The 18,354-nt window shown below is 69.6% G+C and carries 20 protein-coding genes and 2 pseudogenes; 4 read left to right on the top strand and 18 right to left on the bottom strand.

Features of this window, described 5'->3' with window-relative positions; translation table 11 throughout:
* Window positions 1-599: 599 nt before the first annotated feature.
* The gene (locus tag OG386_RS02520) at window positions 600-950 is read right to left on the bottom strand and encodes a hypothetical protein (RefSeq protein WP_328786531.1); all 351 of its coding nucleotides are present in this window, start codon (window positions 948-950) and stop codon (window positions 600-602) included.
* Window positions 951-1,098: 148 nt separating this feature from the next.
* Between OG386_RS02520 and OG386_RS02515 the strand changes: the two genes are divergently transcribed.
* Entirely contained in the window at window positions 1,099-2,244 is a 1,146-nt protein-coding gene (locus OG386_RS02515; RefSeq protein ID WP_328786530.1) for a hypothetical protein, read from the top strand.
* A 188-nt stretch (window positions 2,245-2,432) separates the two neighbouring features.
* Here OG386_RS02515 and OG386_RS46825 read toward each other — a convergent pair whose 3' ends face one another.
* Entirely contained in the window at window positions 2,433-2,645 is a 213-nt protein-coding gene (locus OG386_RS46825; protein ID WP_443053073.1) for a hypothetical protein, read from the bottom strand.
* Between the two features lie 105 nt (window positions 2,646-2,750).
* Window positions 2,751-3,194, bottom strand: a complete 444-nt coding sequence (locus OG386_RS46820; RefSeq protein ID WP_443053072.1) for a PIG-L deacetylase family protein — start codon at window positions 3,192-3,194, stop codon at window positions 2,751-2,753.
* A gap of 910 nt (window positions 3,195-4,104) precedes the next feature.
* Here OG386_RS46820 and OG386_RS02505 point away from each other — a divergent pair.
* A complete protein-coding gene (locus OG386_RS02505) occupies window positions 4,105-4,638 on the top strand; it encodes a hypothetical protein (RefSeq protein WP_328786529.1) in 534 nt (177 codons plus the stop codon).
* 187 nt (window positions 4,639-4,825) lie between these two features.
* On the opposite strand, the gene OG386_RS46815 is transcribed toward OG386_RS02505, so the two are convergent.
* The 3 genes and pseudogenes from OG386_RS46815 to fxlM form a co-directional block, all read right to left on the bottom strand.
* Window positions 4,826-5,077 (bottom strand): hypothetical protein, encoded by a 252-nt coding sequence (locus tag OG386_RS46815; RefSeq protein ID WP_443053298.1) that lies wholly within the window; start codon window positions 5,075-5,077, stop codon window positions 4,826-4,828.
* Window positions 5,049-5,432, bottom strand: a pseudogene (locus OG386_RS46810) (hypothetical protein); the annotation flags it as partial. The pseudogene OG386_RS46810 and the gene OG386_RS46815, both read right to left, overlap by 29 nt.
* 563 nt (window positions 5,433-5,995) lie before the next feature.
* Window positions 5,996-7,696, bottom strand: coding sequence for a methyltransferase, FxLD system (fxlM, locus tag OG386_RS02495; RefSeq protein ID WP_328786527.1), 1,701 nt, complete (start codon window positions 7,694-7,696; stop codon window positions 5,996-5,998).
* A gap of 164 nt (window positions 7,697-7,860) precedes the next feature.
* Between fxlM and OG386_RS02490 the strand changes: the two genes are divergently transcribed.
* Window positions 7,861-8,664: a hypothetical protein gene (locus OG386_RS02490; RefSeq protein WP_328786526.1), complete on the top strand. Its 804-nt coding sequence runs from the start codon at window positions 7,861-7,863 to the stop codon at window positions 8,662-8,664.
* Window positions 8,665-8,794: 130 nt separating this feature from the next.
* On the opposite strand, the gene OG386_RS02485 is transcribed toward OG386_RS02490, so the two are convergent.
* Window positions 8,795-10,006 carry a hypothetical protein gene (locus OG386_RS02485; protein ID WP_328786525.1) on the bottom strand — a complete coding sequence of 404 codons (1,212 nt, stop codon included), beginning with the start codon at window positions 10,004-10,006 and terminating at the stop codon, window positions 8,795-8,797.
* A 347-nt stretch (window positions 10,007-10,353) separates the two neighbouring features.
* Here OG386_RS02485 and OG386_RS02480 point away from each other — a divergent pair, with 347 nt between their 5' ends.
* A complete protein-coding gene (locus tag OG386_RS02480; protein WP_328786524.1) occupies window positions 10,354-10,665 on the top strand; it encodes a hypothetical protein in 312 nt (103 codons plus the stop codon).
* 19 nt (window positions 10,666-10,684) lie between these two features.
* Here the strand turns inward: OG386_RS02480 and OG386_RS02475 are convergent, their stop codons facing one another.
* The 11 genes and pseudogenes from OG386_RS02475 to OG386_RS02430 form a co-directional block, all read right to left on the bottom strand.
* The gene (locus OG386_RS02475; protein WP_328786523.1) at window positions 10,685-11,431 is read right to left on the bottom strand and encodes a class I SAM-dependent methyltransferase; all 747 of its coding nucleotides are present in this window, start codon (window positions 11,429-11,431) and stop codon (window positions 10,685-10,687) included.
* Window positions 11,432-11,461: 30 nt separating this feature from the next.
* Window positions 11,462-12,127, bottom strand: coding sequence for a M15 family metallopeptidase (locus OG386_RS02470; protein WP_328786522.1), 666 nt, complete (start codon window positions 12,125-12,127; stop codon window positions 11,462-11,464).
* A complete protein-coding gene (locus OG386_RS02465) occupies window positions 12,128-12,631 on the bottom strand; it encodes an NUDIX hydrolase (protein ID WP_328786521.1) in 504 nt (167 codons plus the stop codon).
* Window positions 12,628-12,849 carry a GNAT family N-acetyltransferase gene (locus OG386_RS46805; protein ID WP_443053297.1) on the bottom strand — a complete coding sequence of 74 codons (222 nt, stop codon included), beginning with the start codon at window positions 12,847-12,849 and terminating at the stop codon, window positions 12,628-12,630. The genes OG386_RS02465 and OG386_RS46805 overlap by 4 nt, the downstream gene beginning before the upstream one ends.
* A 246-nt stretch (window positions 12,850-13,095) precedes the next feature.
* Window positions 13,096-13,800: pseudogene (locus OG386_RS02460) on the bottom strand (phosphotransferase family protein); the annotation flags it as partial.
* Between the two features lie 21 nt (window positions 13,801-13,821).
* On the bottom strand, window positions 13,822-14,319 hold the full coding sequence (locus OG386_RS02455; RefSeq protein WP_328786520.1) for a class I SAM-dependent methyltransferase: 498 nt from the start codon (window positions 14,317-14,319) through the stop codon (window positions 13,822-13,824).
* A 32-nt stretch (window positions 14,320-14,351) separates the two neighbouring features.
* Entirely contained in the window at window positions 14,352-14,759 is a 408-nt protein-coding gene (locus OG386_RS02450; RefSeq protein ID WP_328786519.1) for a GFA family protein, read from the bottom strand.
* Complete coding sequence (locus tag OG386_RS02445; protein WP_328786518.1) at window positions 14,756-15,127, bottom strand: hypothetical protein; 372 nt, start codon at window positions 15,125-15,127, stop codon at window positions 14,756-14,758. The genes OG386_RS02450 and OG386_RS02445 overlap by 4 nt, the downstream gene beginning before the upstream one ends.
* A 47-nt stretch (window positions 15,128-15,174) precedes the next feature.
* Window positions 15,175-16,034, bottom strand: a protein-coding gene (locus tag OG386_RS02440) for an IS5 family transposase (protein WP_328793139.1) whose coding sequence is annotated in 2 segments (ribosomal slippage) — window positions 15,175-15,686 and window positions 15,686-16,034 — 861 coding nt in all. Because the reading frame shifts where the segments join, the coding sequence is not laid out codon by codon here.
* 161 nt (window positions 16,035-16,195) lie between these two features.
* Window positions 16,196-17,404, bottom strand: a complete 1,209-nt coding sequence (locus tag OG386_RS02435) for an IS701 family transposase (protein ID WP_328786517.1) — start codon at window positions 17,402-17,404, stop codon at window positions 16,196-16,198.
* Window positions 17,405-17,417: 13 nt separating this feature from the next.
* Window positions 17,418-18,353 (bottom strand): protein-L-isoaspartate O-methyltransferase family protein, encoded by a 936-nt coding sequence (locus OG386_RS02430; RefSeq protein WP_328786516.1) that lies wholly within the window; start codon window positions 18,351-18,353, stop codon window positions 17,418-17,420.
* Window position 18,354 lies beyond the last annotated feature (1 nt).

Here is an 18,354-nt window from a genome sequence, read left to right as displayed (position 1 = left end):
ACGTCCCATGTCCGCGCCAATGGGCATCGCACTGCGCCTGGTCGGTTGATCCTCACTTGCCGGACGCGACTTTCCCACCCACGATACGGAGCAGCCCACCCGCTCGCCGGAGCGGCCGACCCGTACGCCCGCACCGCACCGCCCGGTACGGGCATGATCGGTGGATACGCGAAGGCCAAGGCACCTCGCCTTCCGGTGTCGTCGGTCGGCTTACGTTCATGCCAGCGGTGCCGACAGCGCCGAGCACCTCCTGGGTACCGCTGTCCGGCTACGGAGCTGCTCGATAGTGGCACCGGACTATGCCGTTCCAGGGTTCTGCTTCAGTCGAGCCTTCCGGCTCGCGGCCTCTTCTTCCAGCCAGGACCCCAAATGGCCCCCTCACTCGAATGCTGCCCGCTGGCACCGGCGCACTGACAACCCCTCTGAACGTCCGCTGAACCGCACGCGAGAACGCCCAGCTAGGCGTTCAAAGGGGTCCTACGACCGCACGGTGGGGGGTTGATCTGACCCTGGCGAGCAACGCGTCCTCGGGCGTGATCGCCAGAAGGCTGCTCGGCGGGGTGAAGAGGTCCAGGAACAGTGCCGGCGCGCTGCCGGCGTCACCGTTGCCCGATGCCGTTGCCCGTTGCCCGTTGCCCGATGCCGATGCCGATGCCGATGCCGATGCCGAGGACGGCTGGCCGGGCTCGGACGGTGTGGCTGGCCGCGCCACGATCCGAACCAGGGCGTTCGGCCGGCGCCCGTCCGAGCCGGGTCCGGTGATCCTCCTTGGCCAGCGTGTTCCCTTGAAGGCGAGTGGTGAGGCGGCGTAGAAGTCGCACTCGACCTGGCAGAGCAGCAACGTGGAGGACCTGACTGAATCTCTGGCGCAATGGCCCGCATTGGCCGGCGAGATGAAGCGGGTGCTCGACATGCCGCAGCACGAAGTCGACGACAATCTTGCCGGCCACGGACCCGAGATACGGGACCGCACCCAAAGAATCATCCAGGCCCTCCTGGACGGCGATCTGGATCCCGGCCCGGGCCCTCTGCTCTAACGCGCGAGTTGCTACGGAAGGAGGACCCTAGGCTTCTCCTATGAGCACAGTACGCGCCCGGGTGTGGCGCTTCACGATCGAGAAGGGGAAGGCCGGCGCAGAGGCCATCCAGGCCGTCGAGATAGGCCAGGGCCCGCTACCGGTCTCCTTGGCCGCCATGGTGAATGTCAACGCCCTCGCCTGCGACCTGCGCAAGACGATCGACCAGCGCGTGCGCGATCACGAGATCAGCCTGCTGCTCAGTTACGTCATCGGCGACCAGGGCAAGGGACCGCTCGGAGTCGAGTGCTCCGCCCTCGACTCCAGCGCCGGCCACATCCAGCGGTTCGTCAGCGAGTGCACCGGGCTCGGCGTGATGACCGCCGTCAGCGAGGCCCTGTTCGACTGGACCTCCGGCAACGGCGGTCTCAGCAGCTTCGACGTACTGCCAGGGAAACTCCGAGGGGTGTACGCGAACACGGGAGTGAGGCCAGATCTTCTGTACAACCTGGCTGCGGGGCCGGTCGCCGGAGAAGCGCGGGGCCGACGACGACGGGCCAAGCAGATGTTCCCAGCGGGCAAGGGCACCCCGGAACAGAGGAAGCGCCTGGAGAAACTCGCACAGTGGTCTGTAGACCACGGCGATCACGCCTACTTCATGAGCTGGGTCTGGCTCGGCCCAGGCGGCGTCTACGTCGACATCTTCCTGCCCGACGGATCCGACGCCCTGACGAGCCTCAAGACCGGATGGATCGACGCACCCGGTGACCCCGCCCCCTGGTACTTCCGCGTCCCCCGGCCCGACCGACAACGCGTGAGCGAGCCAGCCCCAGAAGGCGACTCTCCGCTGCTTCGAGCCGTTCAGGTCCCTGACGTCAGCGGTCAGGCTGCCACCCGGGCGGCAATCCGCCGAGTGGGGCCGGCGGCCGAGGAAGCGATGGACAGGGCCTTCAGCCGCGAGGAGCATCAACTCGGCACGCTCGCCGGCGTACCGGTCCGAGGACGGTGGATCCGCGGCGACGCGCTCGGGGATGCGCGTCACGAGGTACTTCTTGGAGTTCTCGGCGAGCGGGTCGAGGTGGATCGCCGTGCTCAACGCGAGCGACTGGCCACCTTGAGAGGAGATCGGCTCGATACGTTCCTGGATGGGCGCCTGCTCACAGCCGTACGCCCGATCGACGGCCCCCGACCGAGCTGGGACCGGATCAGCGCAGAGCTGGTGGAGTAGTCCTAAGAACCATCTCCCACACGCCTTCCAGCAGGCCAGTCACATGAGTTCGATCATTGTGACTGGTCTGCTGCGCGTTGGCGCCTGGACACGGCTCAGCGGTGAATGCGCCTTCCCTGCCTCCCCGGGGATCCCTCCGAGCTGCGTGGAAAGTCCGCGGGGCACGGTCGTAGACGTCACCGAGCCCTTCAGGCCGATAGTTCGCGGACGCAGGGGTGTGTCGAGACGAGGTCGTGGCGGATGAAGTACTCGGTGCCGAGGATCTCTTCCCGATCCTGTGCCGATAGCCCGCTCAGCAGGGCCGGGAGCGAGCGGGATCGGGCTGTCTCCGAGCGGTGTGCGCGGATGGCGGCCCACTTGAGGTCCACCCAGGGACGGACGTCCACTGCTGCGGTGACCATCGCGTCCGGCACCATGTGCAGGCGCTTGCCGACCCTAGAGACCAGATCGGCCAGGCCGGAGCTGGCGGACTTCGGGTGTGCCGAGAGGTACAGAGCGGTGGGCTGTCACGCGGGCCCGGCCTCGGGGAAGGCGCCGGGGACGCCAGCCGCGTGCGCGGCGAGCAGGGTGACACGGTGGGTGTGGATGTGGTCGGGGTGCCCGGAGGAACCGTGGGCGTCGTGGGTGACGACCAGGTCCGGCCGGAACTCGCGCACGTGGGCCACCAGGCTCTCCACGGTCTCGTCCAGTGGGGTGTCTCGGAACGGGGGCCGCCCGGGGGCGGATTCGGGGACGCGGAGGTCGGCGTATCCGAGCATGCGGGGCTTTCCCGCGCCGAGGTGCGTCAGGGCGTCGGCGAGTTCGGCCGCGCGGTGGCTGTCGGTGGCCCAGGTGGCCGTGACGACGGCGGTCCGGGCACCGGCCGCCGCGTGCTTGGCGAGGACGCCCCCGGCGACGAGGGACTCGTCGTCGGGGTGGGCGTAGACCGCGAGGATGCTGGGAGCGGACACGGGGACTCCGTTCTGTGAGTACGGGGCCGGTGCTGCGGCGCTGTGGCCCCGATCGGGTTGGGGGAGCGGGGCTGTGCAGGGTGCCGGCGAGGACTTCACCCTCCGTGCTTCGTGTCGTCCGGCTGGGGTGTGTGGTGCGGGACGGTTCTGCCGGTGAGGTGCTAGGCGTGCCGGGTGAGGTGGGGTGCGAGGTCGGGGTGTCCGCCGCGGGCGGTGACCTGGAGGGAGTTGGGCGAGGGCGACGAGCTCCCCGACCCTGCCTTCCGGAGTGCCGAGGAGATGGCGGAACGTGTGTCGGATCCTGGCGGCCGTGGCGGGTGCGTGGAGTGAGCAGGCATGGAGGAGGCCTACGGCGAATCCCGTGGGGACCAGACCCCAGCCCTCCCAGTCGAGCATCACCAGGGGCGCTGCCATCAGGTTGCTCCAGTGCAGATCGCCGTGGCCGGTGGTCCACGCGACGGCCCCGGGGCATGGGATGCCGAAGAAGCGGGTGAAGTTGCGGTCGATCCACTGCTGCCGCACGGCCTGCCTGCCGGTCGGTACGGCGGCGGTGGTTTTCAGCGCGGCCAGCAGGTCGCTCCACCACGTGTCCGGCAGTTCCGCCTCGGTCCGCGGGACGGGTCCGCCTGTCTGGAGGGTCGGCAGGAGAAGAACGTGCCTGCCGACGCAGCAAACTGCCATTGCGGGCGATGCCGCCGACTGCCTGAAGCTGGACGACTTGGACCACGGAACGTCACCCCTGAGGTGGACCCGCATAGTTCCCATTGATGACTCTGCGTCACGAGGCTTCAGGCAATATGAACTTGTGTCCCAGTACAGGACTGCTCCGACCATCGGTGGCAGTGCGGGCTTGTTGGGAGTCGTTGTCCCTGGATGACAGCGCAATTCCCGGGAAGGCGAAGGACGTCGCATGCCGAAGCAGGGCTCCGAAATCCGGGAGCGGAAACGAGTGCCTACCAGGACGCTGCCGAATGTGCCGCGGTGGGCGCGAATTTCGGCCCATCTTGTGCCCCTCATCACGCTGCCTTCCGGGCTGTGGCGGGTCGCTCTGGTCGCGGGGCTCCCGGTGGACAGCAACGGCCCCCTTCTCTGGTGGGAACCGGTGTACATCACCTCGCTGACCCTAGTCTCTGAAGGCATCGCGCTGCTGACGCTCGGTCTCATCCAGCCGTGGGGCGAGACCGTGCCCCGCTGGATCCCGCTGCTGGGCGGACGGCGGGTCGCCCCATTGGCAGCTGTCATACCGGCGCTGCTCGGTGCGGCAGCCTTGATCGCAATCACGACCTACGGCGGACTCGTTGCCATCTTCGGCTCCAACCCCTCCATGGGCTCGCCAGCCAAGGACTGGTTGCTGGTTGTCTGCTACGCACCGCTGTTGGCCTGGGGCCCGTTGGTGGCAGCGGTCGCAATCTCCTACTACCGCCGCCGGCGCGTCCAGACGTAACAACCGTCCCGCCACAGGGGCCAGCCAGGTCTCGACGGGCTGACTTGACAGGGAAGGCGAGTGCGGCCCCTTCGTCGTCGAGCAGGATGCGGGTGGGGGCGTGTGCGAGCGGGGCGAGCAGTTCCCCGGTGTCGGGGTCGTCGGCAGGGTGCTCGATGATCAAGGTGCCCGCGCTCGCCGCGGGCAGCTAGACGGCGGGGTCGAGGATCTCGGCGGCCGGGTGCTCCAGGCCGAGGCGGCGCAGGCCGGCCAGGGCGGCGATCATGACGTCCGCGCCGAGCGTTCCCTCGTCGAGGGCGCGGAGCCAGCTGTCGGCGTTGCCGCGGATCGGTACTGGTACGAGCGTCGGGTGGAGGGCTTGGAGGAGGGCCGCACGGCGGGGTGCGCTGGTCCCCCACCCGGATGCCGGGCTGCAGTTCGGCGAGGGTGGCCGGTGGATGGCTGGTGGGGAGGACGAGGGCGTCGCGGATGTCCTCCCGAGGCAAGACCGCTCCGACGGTGATGCCGGGGACGCGGTCGTGCGGGCCGGGTACGTCCTTGGCGCAGGCGATGGTGGCCTGGACGCGTCCGTCCAGGAGGTACCGGTCGGCGTTGGGGGTGAAGGCCCCTTTGCCGCCGATGGCCGAGAGCGGACCGTGGTGCCGGTCGCCCTCGGAGACGATCTCGACGATGTCGAGGACCGCCTGCGGGTACCGGGTCCGGAAGGCGTCGGCGAAGCGGCCGGTCTGTTCCATGGCCATGGGGCTGGGCCGGGTTCCCAGCCGGAGGCTGGTGAGGGTCGTGGCGCTGGTCATCAGGGTCGGGTCGTGCTCCGTCGACGGTGGTGAGGTGGGCAATCGCGGCCTGCAGGACCGCCAAGGCCGGCGGGGCGTTGGTGTCGATGGCGTGGCCGTCGGCGTGCATCCACGCAGCGGCAGCAGCCGCGTAGTCGGGTGCCCGGCGCCGCCGGTACACGCGGACGGCCTCGCTGCCGGCCTCGTCACAGGGGAACTTCTCACTCGAGCCGATCCGGGCGCCCAGCTCCTTCGGATCGGCGTGGAGAACGAGATGGATGAGGCCGGTCGAGGCGCGCAGGGGTGCAAACATCTCGGCGGCGTAGGCGGGATTGAGTACGGTCACGGACACGATGACGTGGCCGCCCGTCTGGGCAGCGATCTCGCCGATATAGGCCGCGGTCAGGTGCCGCCAGGCTGGGTAGTCCTGGTAGTTACGGAGCTTACCGGGGTGCTTACTGAGGGTGCGGCGCAGCAGGTCGCCGATGTTCTCCGGGTCGGCGACCACCGAACCGGGCAGTTGCTGGTGAAGGCCAGCCGCCAGGGTGCTCTTCCCGCTATGAAGGCCCCGTTGACCCAGATGATCACTGCTCGTCCAACCCCTCTTGTGTCGTGTTCCGTCCAACGGCGAGGCCGGCGGCCTCGTCACGGCCGGGCCAGCTGACCACGATGCGGCGGTCGGGCTTCTCCACGACGTGCCCGGCGGGGAGCGCGGAGTCGGGGGTGCCCGCGGGCATCACCGTCAGCCGGGGCGTGGCCCGGTTCCGCAGTTCCCGGTCCCAGGCGCGGACGGCGGCGGCCAGGGTGTCGGCGGCAGCCTTGCCGTCCGGCCCGAAGCCCTGGACCCCAAACTCCCACAAGGACGTGCTCTCCGCCTCGTCGTGTTCACGCCGCTCCGTCATCAGACAAGCCAGCGAGCGACCGAGGACGATGGCCTCGGCGCTCGACCGCTTTGGCAGCCGTACCGGGCCCGGGCGGTCAGGATCACCTTCCATCCGGCAGAACTGGCTCAGGGACGTGGCCAGCCACAGCTGAAGGTCTTCGAACGTCTCTCCGCTGCGCACCGTCACCCCGGTCCACAGTGCTACCCCGCCTGCGGCCAGGGCGCTGTCGAGGCCGTCGAGCGGGACGGGCGAGGTGTCCTCCCAGCGGATGCCGTAGCCGGTGTCCCCGATCAGGATCGGGCTCTCGTCCCACCGGCCGGCACCCTGCATGGGGACGAAACCGCACGCGCTGATCGCCGTGGACACCAGCACCGAGCCCTCCCTGCGTAGCCTGACGGCACGGGTGAACCCGCCGATCCGCAGCGGCACCACCAAGTGCCCGCCCTCCGCGAGCTGGCCGGTCCACCTCTGGGGCACGTCGTTTGCGGCGACCGTCACGATGATGGCGTCGAAGCCCTTCTCCGGGATCAGGTGCCCGGGGGCGCCGTGGGTGCCGTCGCCGAGGACTGCCCGGACCCGGTCCGCGTACCCGGTCTCGGCCAGGAAGCGTTCGGTACGGGCGTGGACGTAGGGGTCGATCTCCACGCACACCACCGAACCGGATTCGCCGACGAGTTCGGCGATCAGGGACGCGTTGTAGCCGCCTCCGATCTCCAGGACGTTGTCGCCCGGCCGGAGGCCTGCTCGGCTCAGCATGATCGCCTGCATCTCGGGCTGGGACACCGAGCTCATCGACCGCCCGGTGGTCTCGTCGAAGACGGTGGCCACCGCCTCGTTGGCGTACGTGCGAGCGTGCGGCTGCTCGGGCAGGAAGGCGTGCCGGGGCACGGCATTGAACGCCCTTTGCAGTTCCGGGGTGTCGGTCCATCCGGTTTCTGTGAGGTGGCGGACCAACTGCTCGCGTAGCCGCACTGTCGTGGCCGACTCGGTGAAGGTCAGCGCCACGTCGCCGGCGGGCCGGGGCGTGTGGTGTGCGGGCGGGACGTCGGGCAGGAGCCCGGGCCAGACCGTGTTCAGTGCCTGAGCGGACGCCGTGAACAGCGGCTGGGGCAGGCATCGGAGGGCGGAAGGAGTATGCCACTCCCACCGGGTGATCAATTCCGGTTCCCGGACGGTCGGCTCGCCCGTGTAATCGGTGAGGCGGGCGATCTCGGTGACCCGGGTGAATCCGTGCGTGGAGTCGCACAACGTGCCCACGAGGAGCACCGACTCTGGGAGGGAGCGCAGGCCTGCCTCCTCGGCAAGTTCGCGGACTGCGGTGGCCTCGAAGGCCTCGCCCGGCTCGACCTTGCCGGCGGGGGAAGCGGGCGGGTTCGCTGATTTCTGGACCGGGAGTCGCACGAACCCGCGCGTGGGTGCGTCATCGACGCTTTGACTATGGCGGGTTCCTGGCTGATGGAGACATCTGAATCTGGCTCTGGCGAGAGTTTCGTCAACAGCTGGTCGGGCGTGCTGCGAGGCAGCCAGCCGCATCGAGGTCGAGCTGTACTGGTTGACTGTCCGCTGTGACTGAACTGATCTACGTACCGGATGCCGAGGGCGACTGGGAGCCTGCGACAGAACCCCAGGAAGGCGGGCGCAATCCGGCCTGGCAGGCCTCGATGTTCCAAAGTGCAGCCTGGCCGCTGAGTTCGCTGGCCTTGCTCTCGGTGGATTTGGACGCGGTGGCTCGGCGGCTGAGGCTGACCCTCGAGACCTCATGGGACGGACACGGCACTGTCCGGGCGGCGTTCTTCGTGCTGGATGGAACGGATTTCGTCGTAACCCACCACGAGGGCGATGCTCCGGGAACGCATGTCTGGACCCGGAAGGGTGGGCCGGTCGATCCGGCCAGGCGCCTGGGCGGTCTCCTCGCGGCTCTCGAAGTAGGGCCGGAGGCGGTTTCGTACTCCACTTGGGGGGCCGGCACCGATCTGTCTCATGTACCTGCTGCCTGGGGACGTGGCCGGGGAAAGCCAGTGTGGTCGTGCCAGGAATTCTGGGAGAACTTCAAGAAGCGTCCGGGCATGTTCGTCGTCCGTGTGAGCTTTGAGACGGTGACCGGGTTCCTCACTGGCTACGATGTCGCCGCTGAAGGAGCCCTGCTGAATGGGTTTCGGGAGTGGCTCGCTGCCAGACTGGTATCCGGCTGGAACCTAGTGTGGTGGGCTTTGGTCGCAGAACTGGTCTTTCCTGAGGGCCGCCCCGCGGAGCCGTGGTCGCACGAGGACGACCAGCACGCTGTGGGTGGACTGTTCAGATTGCTCGACGAGTTCTTCGAGCATCCCGTCGGCGACCCGAAGGCCGGCAGCCCTACGTTGCAGACCTAGAAGTCTTCCTGCGATCTCGCGGAGATCTGGGCAGAGCCGCTTCCGAAGGTCCCCGTCACGACGGGTCCGGGCGAGTAGTCGGTCATTGCTGTGATGTCCCTCGCCGACTTCCGCCCCAGGTCCTCTGCTGTCAGCGAGGGGGCGGGCCTGCGCCGTGGGGATGGGCCGCGTGGATGTACTTCATGGCCGTGGTGACGGAGATTCCGAAGACACGAACGAGGTGGACGGGGTCTTCGGTCTCGCGGGCTTCGTCCAGGATTCTGTCGGCGCGAACAGCACGCAGGGTCACACCCGCGGGGTCAAAGCGCTGGTAGATGTAGTCCGTGCAGACGGGGTCGGTGGTGCTGGCCGTCTGCTGGGTGACGAGGAGGTGGGGGTTGGCGGTGCGGGGCCAGCGTCGGTGGCGGTAGCGGAGCCAGGTGTGCAGCAGGGCGGCTGTGGTGTCGTCGATGTGGACGATGTGGCGGCCGTGAGGCCGACGGATCAGGAGCTGCCGGCGGGTGAGCAGAACATCGGAGAGGGTGATGTCAGGCAGGGCGGTGCCGCTGGTTGCGTGAAGGGCGACCAGGGCCAGGACCAGGCGGGTAGCAGGGTTGGTGCTGGTCTCCAGGAGTCCGGCCAGCCGGTCGGGGGCCAGAGCCGTGGGCAACAGTTCCTGGCGGGTGACATGCAGGCCGCGGGTGGGGTCGGCGAAGACGAGCTTGGCGTGCTTCAGGGCGCGGAAGAGCGAGCGCAGGGCCACCGCCCGCTCTTGGGAGCGCGGGCCTTTGACCGCGGTGACAGCCGTGGTGACGTCGGTCGTGGTCACTTGACGCAAGGTGGTGTAGCAGCTGGTCCAGCCGGCCAGTGCCGTGGCCAGGTAGACGAGGTAGCGGCGGATGGTGCTGTAGTCGGTGGCGAGGTGGTGGGAGCGGGTGGATCCGCGAAGGACCCCTACCCAGGTCTCGAGTTCGTCGCCGATTCGGGGTGGAAAGGCGGCGATGGTGCGCTGGACGAATGCCTCGTTGCGGTTGCGGCGCGGGGGCGAGGACAGGAGCTGTTCGCGTTGTTTCAGGAAGGCGACCAGACCGCCGATGCGGCCACCGCTGGCGCACGCGCGGTTCAGCGCCCGCAAATCCTTCTCATGGAAGGTGGTGTCGGCGCCCAGCCAGGTGGCGGCCATCCGTAGAACCCGAGCGCTGGCCTCCTGGGACTGGTGGCTCCAACGGTGCTCGGTGGCATATTGGGCGAAATCCTCCAGGATGGCCGTCACCGACGGCGGCGGGGAAGGCAGCACTGCGCTGAGCAGCGGGCGCCAATCCCGATCCGCCTCGAAGATCGCCAACTGGCCCGCGTGTTGCATGACCGGTGGGCCGAGTACCAGTCGATCTGCTCGGTGGAGTTCTGGGCAGCCTGCGCTGACGGCCGCCGGGAGGGACGGTCCGGCGAACCGTAGCTGTCGCCAAGTGCTGGCCTCGGTGTCGGTCCCAGCCGTCGGCGAAGGCTGTTGCAGTCGCGGCATCGACCGTTCTGCAGGGGAAGCGGCCCGGCGCCACACCGTCCGCAGCATCCCTGCTGATCAGCGTATTTGCGACGCCAGTGCCTGCATGCGCGGCACCACTGGTTTCGGCCCCACGAAAGGCAGTGATCGCAGCTTCGTGGCTGAGGTTGGGGGCGGGCCCGCTGGCCGTGCGGCAGCACCGCCACCCCGTGGTCGAGGTCACGGGCCAGCAACCCGGCCTTGTTCAGGATCGTAGTGACTCCGACGAGCTGGTGAGGCAGTGCATCAAGGATGGCGGCGTCGACCAGGTCCTGGCCTGCGGCGTCGCGGGCCGCCAGTGCAAGAATCAAGGCGTTCCTGGCACTGACGCGCCAGGTGGGGCTCAGGCGGTGCTCGGCCTGTACTTCGTTGACCAGCGGTTTGAGTCGTTCCAGATCGCACCGGAACCGCTCGCGGAGCAAGGCAGCGTGGTGCTCCAACAATCGATAGGGCGCGGGGAACCCAGGCCCCCTATCAGCTGAGATGCAACGAAGTGCCACTTCAGCCCTCGTAGGAACCCGCTCGTACTCCAGTTGGCTCCCACACGGCGCGGGAGGGGTTCCAGCCGAGGAGGACCTGCCCGTGCTCGTTGGTGACGACGACGGCGACACCGGCCATGGCGGCAGGCTTCGGGGTCCGCTTCTCGCTGTAGATGACGGGGCCGGTCTTGGGCCCACGCAGCAGCAGGGCGGTGGCGTCGCCGGCCTCGACGCGCTCGGTGTGCTGCCAGCCGTCGGCCAGGAGGTCGATCTCGGCGTCGTCCAGGCAGATCCCGCGCAGCTCTTCTGGGTGCCGGTCGGCGTGCGGGGTGATCACGCACAGGGTGCCGCCCTCGTCGAGGAGGTCGGCGAGTTCGGCGACCGTGCGGGTGCGGTCGGGCAGGTGGGCCAGAGCCCGGCGCATGGTGATCAGTCGGTAGCCGCCGGTCCCGGCCGGGACGAGGGTGGAAAGGTCCCCGTCGGTGATGTCGAGCTGGTGATAGACGACCCCGTCGGTCGAGGACTCGGAGGCTCGTGCGACGGCGGACGGGGCCCAGTCCACGGCATCGACACGGTACCCGGCCGCGGCGAGGAACCGGGCGAGCTCCCCGGTCCCGCAGGCCACCTCCAAGGCCCGGGCCCCCTGAGTGCCCTCCGGCAGAGCCAGGTGCTCGGCGAGGATGCTCTTCTCGATATCGGTCATCGGGCGGAAGTCGCGGCCGGCCTCGTAGTGGGCGTGCCAGTCCTGTGCGGTGTGAGTGGCGCTCATGCCGTGCGTGCTCCTTCTGGGGCGAGTGACTCAGGAACGGTCGGTCGGGTGCTGGGAGGCGGGTCCGTACAGGGCTGCGGGTTCGCCGGTCATCAGGGCCCAGTAGCGGTCGCCGAACGACCAGTGCCACCACTCGGTCGGGTAGTTCGCGAAGCCCGCGGCCGAGAGTGCGCGGCTGAGGGTGGCGCGGTGCAGCCGGGCCTGATGGGAGAGACCATCGGCCAGGGTGTAGCAGGCGCCCGCGCTCTCTTCCGGGCTGGCGTTGACGCGGGTGCCCATGTCCAGTTCGGTGCCGTCCACGGTGACGAGGGTCAGGTCGACGGCCGCACCGGCGCTGTGCGGGGCGATCTCTGGCGGTGACACGTACCGGCTCGTCTTCGCCCGCAGCTCCTCCGTGGACCAGTCGGCACGGGCGGCACGCAGTTCGGCCGCGTACTCCTCGAAGTACCGCTGCTGCAGCGTGGGAGGTCGGAAACCTTCGACGACGAGGAGGCGCAGGCCGTCGGGCAGCAGGGACTCGGCGTGCAGAAGCCTGTGGAGGACACCAGAGCGGAGGTGCGCGAAGGCGCACGCGGGATCGGAGCGGCGGTCATCGAGGAGGAGGTGGCCGCCGGCGCGGGCATCGGCCAGGGGCTCGCCGTTCTCCACGACCGGGATCGCGGCAATCCGCGGGTCGGACATCAGGACGACGCTCATTCAGGCCTCCCCCTCCCAGGTGTCGAAGTGAGCGGGGACCCCGGCGTGGCGGGCGGCCATCACGGCCTCGAGCCGGGTGTGGTCCCGTCCCGGCATCAACCCCTGCCACTCGGGGACGGTCAGGGCACGGACTTGGTCGTGCTCGTCCGGGTCCAGCACGCTCCCGGTCAGCTGCCCGGGAGCGAGCCGTCCTTCGCCGAAAACGAGGCCGACCGTGGCCAGTGGCCAGCCCTTGCCCGGCAGCCCGAACACCGTGGTCAGGAGCTTCGTCGGTCCCGCCAGGTGGATTCCGGTCTCCTCCCGGCATTCACGCACAGCGGTCTCCCAAGGGCGCTCGCCTGGCTCGGCGAGGCCGCCCGGCCACTGCCACGGGTGGGCGCTGGAGTATGTGGCGCGCAGCTGGACGGGCCGGTCGTCCTCGTCGGTGAAGAACGCATCCCCGAAGACCGTGGCGTGCGGCAGCGTGGCGGCGAACGCCTCGGGAGGGAGCCACTTCTTGCTCACGATCCGCTCCCGCCGTCCGGGGCAGGGAAGCGGGTCATGCGCATCAGCGCCGGGGCGGCGGCAAAGCCGAGCTGCTCGCACAGCGGCGCGGACCCTTCGCTGGCGTACAGCTCGTAGAGGGTGACGCCGTCGCCTTCCAGGTGGTTGAGGAGCGCGGTGAGCGCGGCCTTGGCGTAGCCGTTGCGCCGGTGGGCGGGGTCGGTGGCGACGGCGTGGATCCGTACGGCCAGTCCCTTGGGGTACTTCGGGGCCGGCAGAACGGCGTGGACCAGGCCCAGGGCGCAGGTGGCGAGCCCGCCGGCGGGGGAGTCGACGACGTACGCGCGGGCGTCGCCGCCGTCTCGGAGGCGTAAGGCGAGCTCGTCGGCGCACGTGGCGAGCCAGGTTTCGTCGAGGGGTTCGCTGAGGTTCGGGCACGGGGTTCCTTCCTCGAAGAGGGACGGTGAGACTGGTGGTGGCCGGGTTCAGGGGTGGCGGATGGTGTGAAGGCGGCGCAGGGTGCGGTGGCTGCGTTCGGTGACCTCGGGGTCGCCGTGGCCGGTGCCGTAGACGGCGTCGAAGGCGGATTCGCAGTCCAGACGGAGTTCCTCGTCGGAAGTGAGGGGCCGGCCGTAGCCGTCGAGGAATGCGCCGCGCAGGTTCGGGTGGCCGGTCCAGGTATCGCTCAGCCGCACCATGTCCCGCGTTGGGGTGTTGTACTCGGAGCGCTCGAAGTCGAACAGCAGCGGTTCGCCATCGTCGTCGAGCAGGACGTTGCGGTACTGCAGGTCCCCGTGCGTGGGAACGAACGAAGGCAGCGGCAGCCTTGCATAGGTGCCGGCGAGGGCGAGCACCAGGTCCTCGTCCCCGTCCGACCGGTACGGGCGGGCGCCCTGCACGTGGCGCTTGATCTTGCCGGCAGCCGTCGCGGAGTCGGCGGGGCGCTCGGGTGCGCTGCGGTGCAGGGCGCTGGCGCGACGGCCCAGGCCGTGCTGGATGCGCGCCTCGGCGGCCGGGTCGAGGACCATACCGTGCAGCGGGCGCCCGGACAGCGCGGTGACGACGACAGCCCGAGCCTCGGTGTCGGCTGCGACGAGGCGGGGAGCCCGCGGCCCCAGCTCCGGCACCCACGACTGGTACGCGGCCATCTCCCGGCTGTGGAACTTCGCCCCGCGGTGCCGCTTCAGGTACCAGGTGCTCGCGCCCTCCTGCTAGGGCCACTGATATCCGATGCCACTACCCTCGCCGCCGCCGGGCCCGGTGAGCTTCCATACCCGGCTGCCGGTCCGGACCCAGGACACCTCCGATGCCTGCGCGATCCGGCCGATGGCCCGCTCGGCGAACACCCGCAGCCGGTACGGCAGCTCCACCTCGCCGACGGGTGGCCCGGCCAGGAGCCGGGCGCGGTCGACATCGTCCGGGCCGTACTCGACGGCGTGCACGGTGGCAGTGCGTTCGCCCAGGTGGGGGCGGAGCTCGTCGAGCGCGGTGCGGAGCATGTCCTGGTCCTGGTCCACGAGGTCCAGGCGGGCGGTAGGAAGTACGACGGGGAGCACGGACAGGGCGACCTGGCCGGTGCCGGCGCCGAGGTCCAGCAGCCGGGGCGCCTCTGCCCCGGCCGTCTCATGAGCCAGGAGCCGGACCACCTGGTCGGGCAGTCGGGGGCGGTAGCGGGCGTAGTGGTGGTCGACCGAGTCGAACGGGGACATGGGTCTCCCATCGGATGGTGCAGGTGTGGTGGTCAGCTGCGGGCGCGGGTGTCGGGGACCTGGGGCAGCCAGGGCACGGCGGTCTCGCGGAAGCTCTGATTGACCGGGACCAGGTCGGGCGGGTTGCCGAGCGCGGGGAGGGTGACCGCGATGCCGGCGGCGTCGTCGTCGAGGGCGCAGACCTGGCTGCCGCAGTTCGGGCAGAAGCCGCGCTTGGAGTCGGGCCACGTGTAGTGCCACGACGGCTCGTTGCCGGACCACACCAGCCCGTCGAGGGGGAAGGAGACCCACGACATCATCGGTGCCCCCGAAAGGCTTTGGCAGTCCCGGCAACTACAGGTGTGGGGGTAGTCGGGCTCTCCGGCGACCGTGAACTGGATCGTGCCGCACTGGCAGCTGCCGGACCGAGGCGTGGTGGCAGTAGGGGTCGGCGAGGTCATCGGCTCTTCTCCTTCGGTGACAGGCAGGGTTCGGGGGCTTGCGGCGGCACGGTCGTCTCCGGGTTCGGGGCGGCGGGCAGGGGCCAGGACAGCTCGGTCGGTCCGGTTCCGGCATTGACCCACTGGGTTCCGTCCGGTTCGAGGTGCAGCCGGTAGGAGGCGGGGGATCCGGCGTCCTGCCAGCGGGTGGCGGTGTCCTGGATCTCCGTCCAGATGTCGCGGGGCCCGCAGACCGTGACCGCCCACTGGCCGGTGTCGTTCGGGCGCGCGGTGACCCAGGAGCCGCAGTCGGGTGCCCCGATGACCAGGTGGTCGGCGGCCCAGTTCCGCACGAGGCCGGGATACAGGTGGTCCAGCGCTAGCCACATCCCCCGCGCCTCGTCGGACGGCGGCCCCGTGCGGCTAGGCGGTGTCTTCAAAGGGGTCTGAGCCAGAGGAACAGGGACGCGATGGTGACGGCTGCCTGGTAGGACTCGCGGGTTTTGTCATAGCGAGTGGCGATCGCGCGGTACTGCTTGAGGCGGTTGAAGCAGCGTTCGACGACGTTGCGTTTCTTGTAGAGCTGTTTGTCGAAGGCAGGTGGTCTGCCTCCGTCGCGGCCGCGGCGGGATCGGTTGGCCCGCTGGTCCCGGCGTTCGGGGATGGTGTGGCCGATCCCGCGTTTACACAGGTAGGCGCGTATCTTGCGGGAGCTGTAGCCCTTGTCGCCCAGGACGTGGTCCGGGCGGGTTCGGGGCCGCCCGGGCCCGGCCCGGCGGACCTTGATGGTGTCCATGACCTCTTCGAAGCGGGTGCAGTCGGCGGCGTTGCCGCCGGTGAGGACGAAGCCGAGCGGCCGGCCGCGGCCGTCGCAGGCCAGGTGGATTTTCGTGGTCAGTCCGCCTCGGGATCGTCCGAGGGCGTGATCACATATTTCGTCCCCCTCCCCTGCCCCTTTTTGCGGGCGCCCGCAGCATGCTGATGGGCCCGCGTGACCGTGGAGTCGACCGACACCAGCCAATCGATGTCACCGGTCGCGTCCTTCTCCGCCTGGACCGCGGCCAGCATCCGCGTGAACGTCCCGTCCAGCGCCCACCTGCGAAAACGCGTGTACAGAGTCCTCCAGGGCCCGTACCGTGCCGGCACATCACGCCACGCCGACCCCGTCCGCAGCTTCCACACGATCCCGTTCAGGACCCGCCGGTCGTCCAACCGCGGCCGCCCCGAGGACGACCGCGGCAACAGCCCGGACAGCGCTTCCCACTCCACATCCGTCAGCTCATGACGACGCACCATGCCGACATGATCCCCCATCAGAACCATTTGAAGACACGGCCTAGTAGGGCTTTGTTAGGTGGTGTCGTAGGGCTGCCATGGGGTGGGTTGTCGGCAGGTGGGGCATGTGCCGGTCCAGGTGGCGATGAGGTGTTGGAGGAGGTCCAGGGCCTGGTAGAGGGTCAGGCCCTGGCAGGGGCTTTTGGGCAGGTCCGCTGTTCGGTGAGGAACAGGTGGGCGGCGGTGACGAGGGTGACGTGGTGGTGCCAGCCGGTGAACGAGCGGCCCTCGAAGTGGTCCAGGCCCAGAGCGGTCTTGAGCTCGCGGTAGTCGTGCTCGATCCGCCAGCGTGACTTCGCCAGGCGGACAAGGTCCTTGGCCGGGATGTCGGCGGGCAGGTTCGAGATCCAGTACTTCACCGGCTCCGCTTCGCCGTCGGGCCACTGGGCGATCAACCAGGCGAGGGGGATCGTTCCGTCGGCGGCGGGTTTGGGCCGACGGCCCGCGAGGCGGACTCGCAGGAGCACGAAGTGCGAGCTCATTGCCGCTTTCGATCCCTTGCGCCAGGTCAGCGTGCGTCCCGCCCGTCGGCCGGCGGCCAGCACGTGGTCGCGTAAGGAGAGGGGCCGGGTGCGGTAGCGGGGCAGCGGCCTGGGCCCCAGCCCGCCGTATGCGGGCTGGTGTGGTTCGGCCTCCTCGCCGTGGGCGGTCATCTCCGCTTTCACCTGCAGGACGTAGGCCAGTCCCCGGTCTTCGAGGCCGTGGCGGAAGTCCGCGTTCGCGCCGTAGCCGGAGTCCGCAACCAGTGCGGCGGGCCGCAGACCGATGCCGTCGAGTTCATCGAGCATGTCCAGCGCGAGCTGCCACTTGGGGCGGTGGTGCTCGGTATCGGGAATCTTGCAGGCTCGCCTGCGGGCCTCGGCTTCCGGGCTGTCCCAGCTCGCAGGTAGGAACAGGCGCCAGGACAGCGGGCAGGAGGCCGTGTCCGTGGCGGCGTGGACACTGACGCCGATCTGACAGTTGCCGACCTTGCCCAGGGTGCCCGAGTACTGGCGGGCCACCCCGGGCGAGGCGGTGCCGTCCTTGGGGAACCCGGTGTCGTCCACGACCCAGACCTCGGGCTGCACCGCGGCCACGGCCCGCCATTCGAGCCGGGCTCTCACGTCCTCGACCGGCCAGCTCGAGGACGTCATGAACTGCTGCAACCGCTGGTGATCGATACCGAGGCGTTCGGCCATCGGCTGCATCGACTTCCGCCGGCCGTCCAGCAACAGCCCCCGCACATACAGCAAGCCCTTCTCACGCTGGTCCCGCCGCACCAGCGGCGCAAACACCTCGGAGACGAACTCCTCCAACCGGACCCGAACCGCAGCAAGCTCCCCAACCCTCATACCAACCAGCGAACTACCAGACACCCAACGTGACAAGACCAGCTAACAAAGCACTACTAGTGCGGGTGCTGCCGCCGTCCACGACAGCGATCCGTTCCCGGAAGCGGGCGTTGAGAAAGATCTGCTTCCAGCCGCGGCCAGCACGGTGCCCGAGCTCCAATGCCTCCAAGCGGGCGCGGGTGTGCCCGGTGGCGGTCTTGGTGATGACGGCCAGGCCCGGCCAGGACGGTGAGGACGTCGACAGGGTCGCCAGCGCGAGCCCACCGGCCGCGAGCTGCTGCGGCCAGGCCTCCGGCACCCGGGTGGCGCCGTAGGACGCGAAGATCCGGTCGTAGCCGGCCCCCGCGGGCCAGCCGTCCTCACCGTCCCCGGTCACGACCGTCGGCCGGTGGCCGAGCTCAGCGAGCCGCGCGCGGGCGGCGGCGGTGATGTGCTCGTCCAGGTCCACGGTGACCACCCCGGCATCTCCCGCGATTCGGCAAGCGACGGCCGCGGTCACCGCCGCCCCGGTCCCGATATCGAGCACCCGCTGGCCCGGGCGCAGGTCGAGGCGTTGGAGGAGGGCGGCGGTCATGCCGACCGTGCTGGACATCGCCGTCATCGACCCGCCCGATCGAGGGCCCGGCAGCCGGGCCAGAATCGGCTCGCCTTCGTGCTGGATCAGGACGCTTTCCCCGCCGTAGAGCAGCCCGAGCAGTTCCTCCCGGTCTGCGGGCACGCCCCAATCGAGCATGTCCCAGCGCGGCGGGGTTTCGTCCGGCTCGGTGCGCCGCACGTACGCCTGCGGCATCAGAACCTCCCGCCGCACCGCCAGGAAGGCATCCCGGACCGGGCCTGGCCGGAGGTGGCCGGCGGCCTCCAGCCCGGCGACCAACTCGGCTCGCGCGGCGTTCGTTCCCGCGTCGGGGGAGGCTTCGGTGTGGGTGGGCGGTACGACGGGATCGAGCACG

The sequence above is a fragment of the Streptomyces sp. NBC_00273 genome (assembly GCF_036178145.1).
GTDB lineage: Bacteria > Actinomycetota > Actinomycetes > Streptomycetales > Streptomycetaceae > Streptomyces.
Note: the sequence above shows the minus strand (reverse complement) of the source record. Positions and strands in the feature narration are given on the sequence as shown.

Coding starts and splice junctions, on each gene's coding strand:
- OG386_RS02435 (WP_328786517.1), bottom strand. CDS start 17,404: ATGAGGGTTGGGGAGCTTGCTGCGGTTCGGGTCCGGTTGGAGGAGTTC.
- OG386_RS02475 (WP_328786523.1), bottom strand. CDS start 11,431: ATGAGCGCCACTCACACCGCACAGGACTGGCACGCCCACTACGAGGCC.
- OG386_RS46825 (WP_443053073.1), bottom strand. CDS start 2,645: ATGGTCACCGCAGCAGTGGACGTCCGTCCCTGGGTGGACCTCAAGTGG.
- OG386_RS02450 (WP_328786519.1), bottom strand. CDS start 14,759: ATGACCTCGCCGACCCCTACTGCCACCACGCCTCGGTCCGGCAGCTGC.
- OG386_RS02485 (WP_328786525.1), bottom strand. CDS start 10,006: ATGCAACACGCGGGCCAGTTGGCGATCTTCGAGGCGGATCGGGATTGG.
- OG386_RS02445 (WP_328786518.1), bottom strand. CDS start 15,127: ATGTGGCTAGCGCTGGACCACCTGTATCCCGGCCTCGTGCGGAACTGG.
- OG386_RS02455 (WP_328786520.1), bottom strand. CDS start 14,319: ATGTCCCCGTTCGACTCGGTCGACCACCACTACGCCCGCTACCGCCCC.
- OG386_RS02505 (WP_328786529.1), top strand. CDS start 4,105: ATGCCGAAGCAGGGCTCCGAAATCCGGGAGCGGAAACGAGTGCCTACC.
- OG386_RS02470 (WP_328786522.1), bottom strand. CDS start 12,127: ATGAGCGTCGTCCTGATGTCCGACCCGCGGATTGCCGCGATCCCGGTC.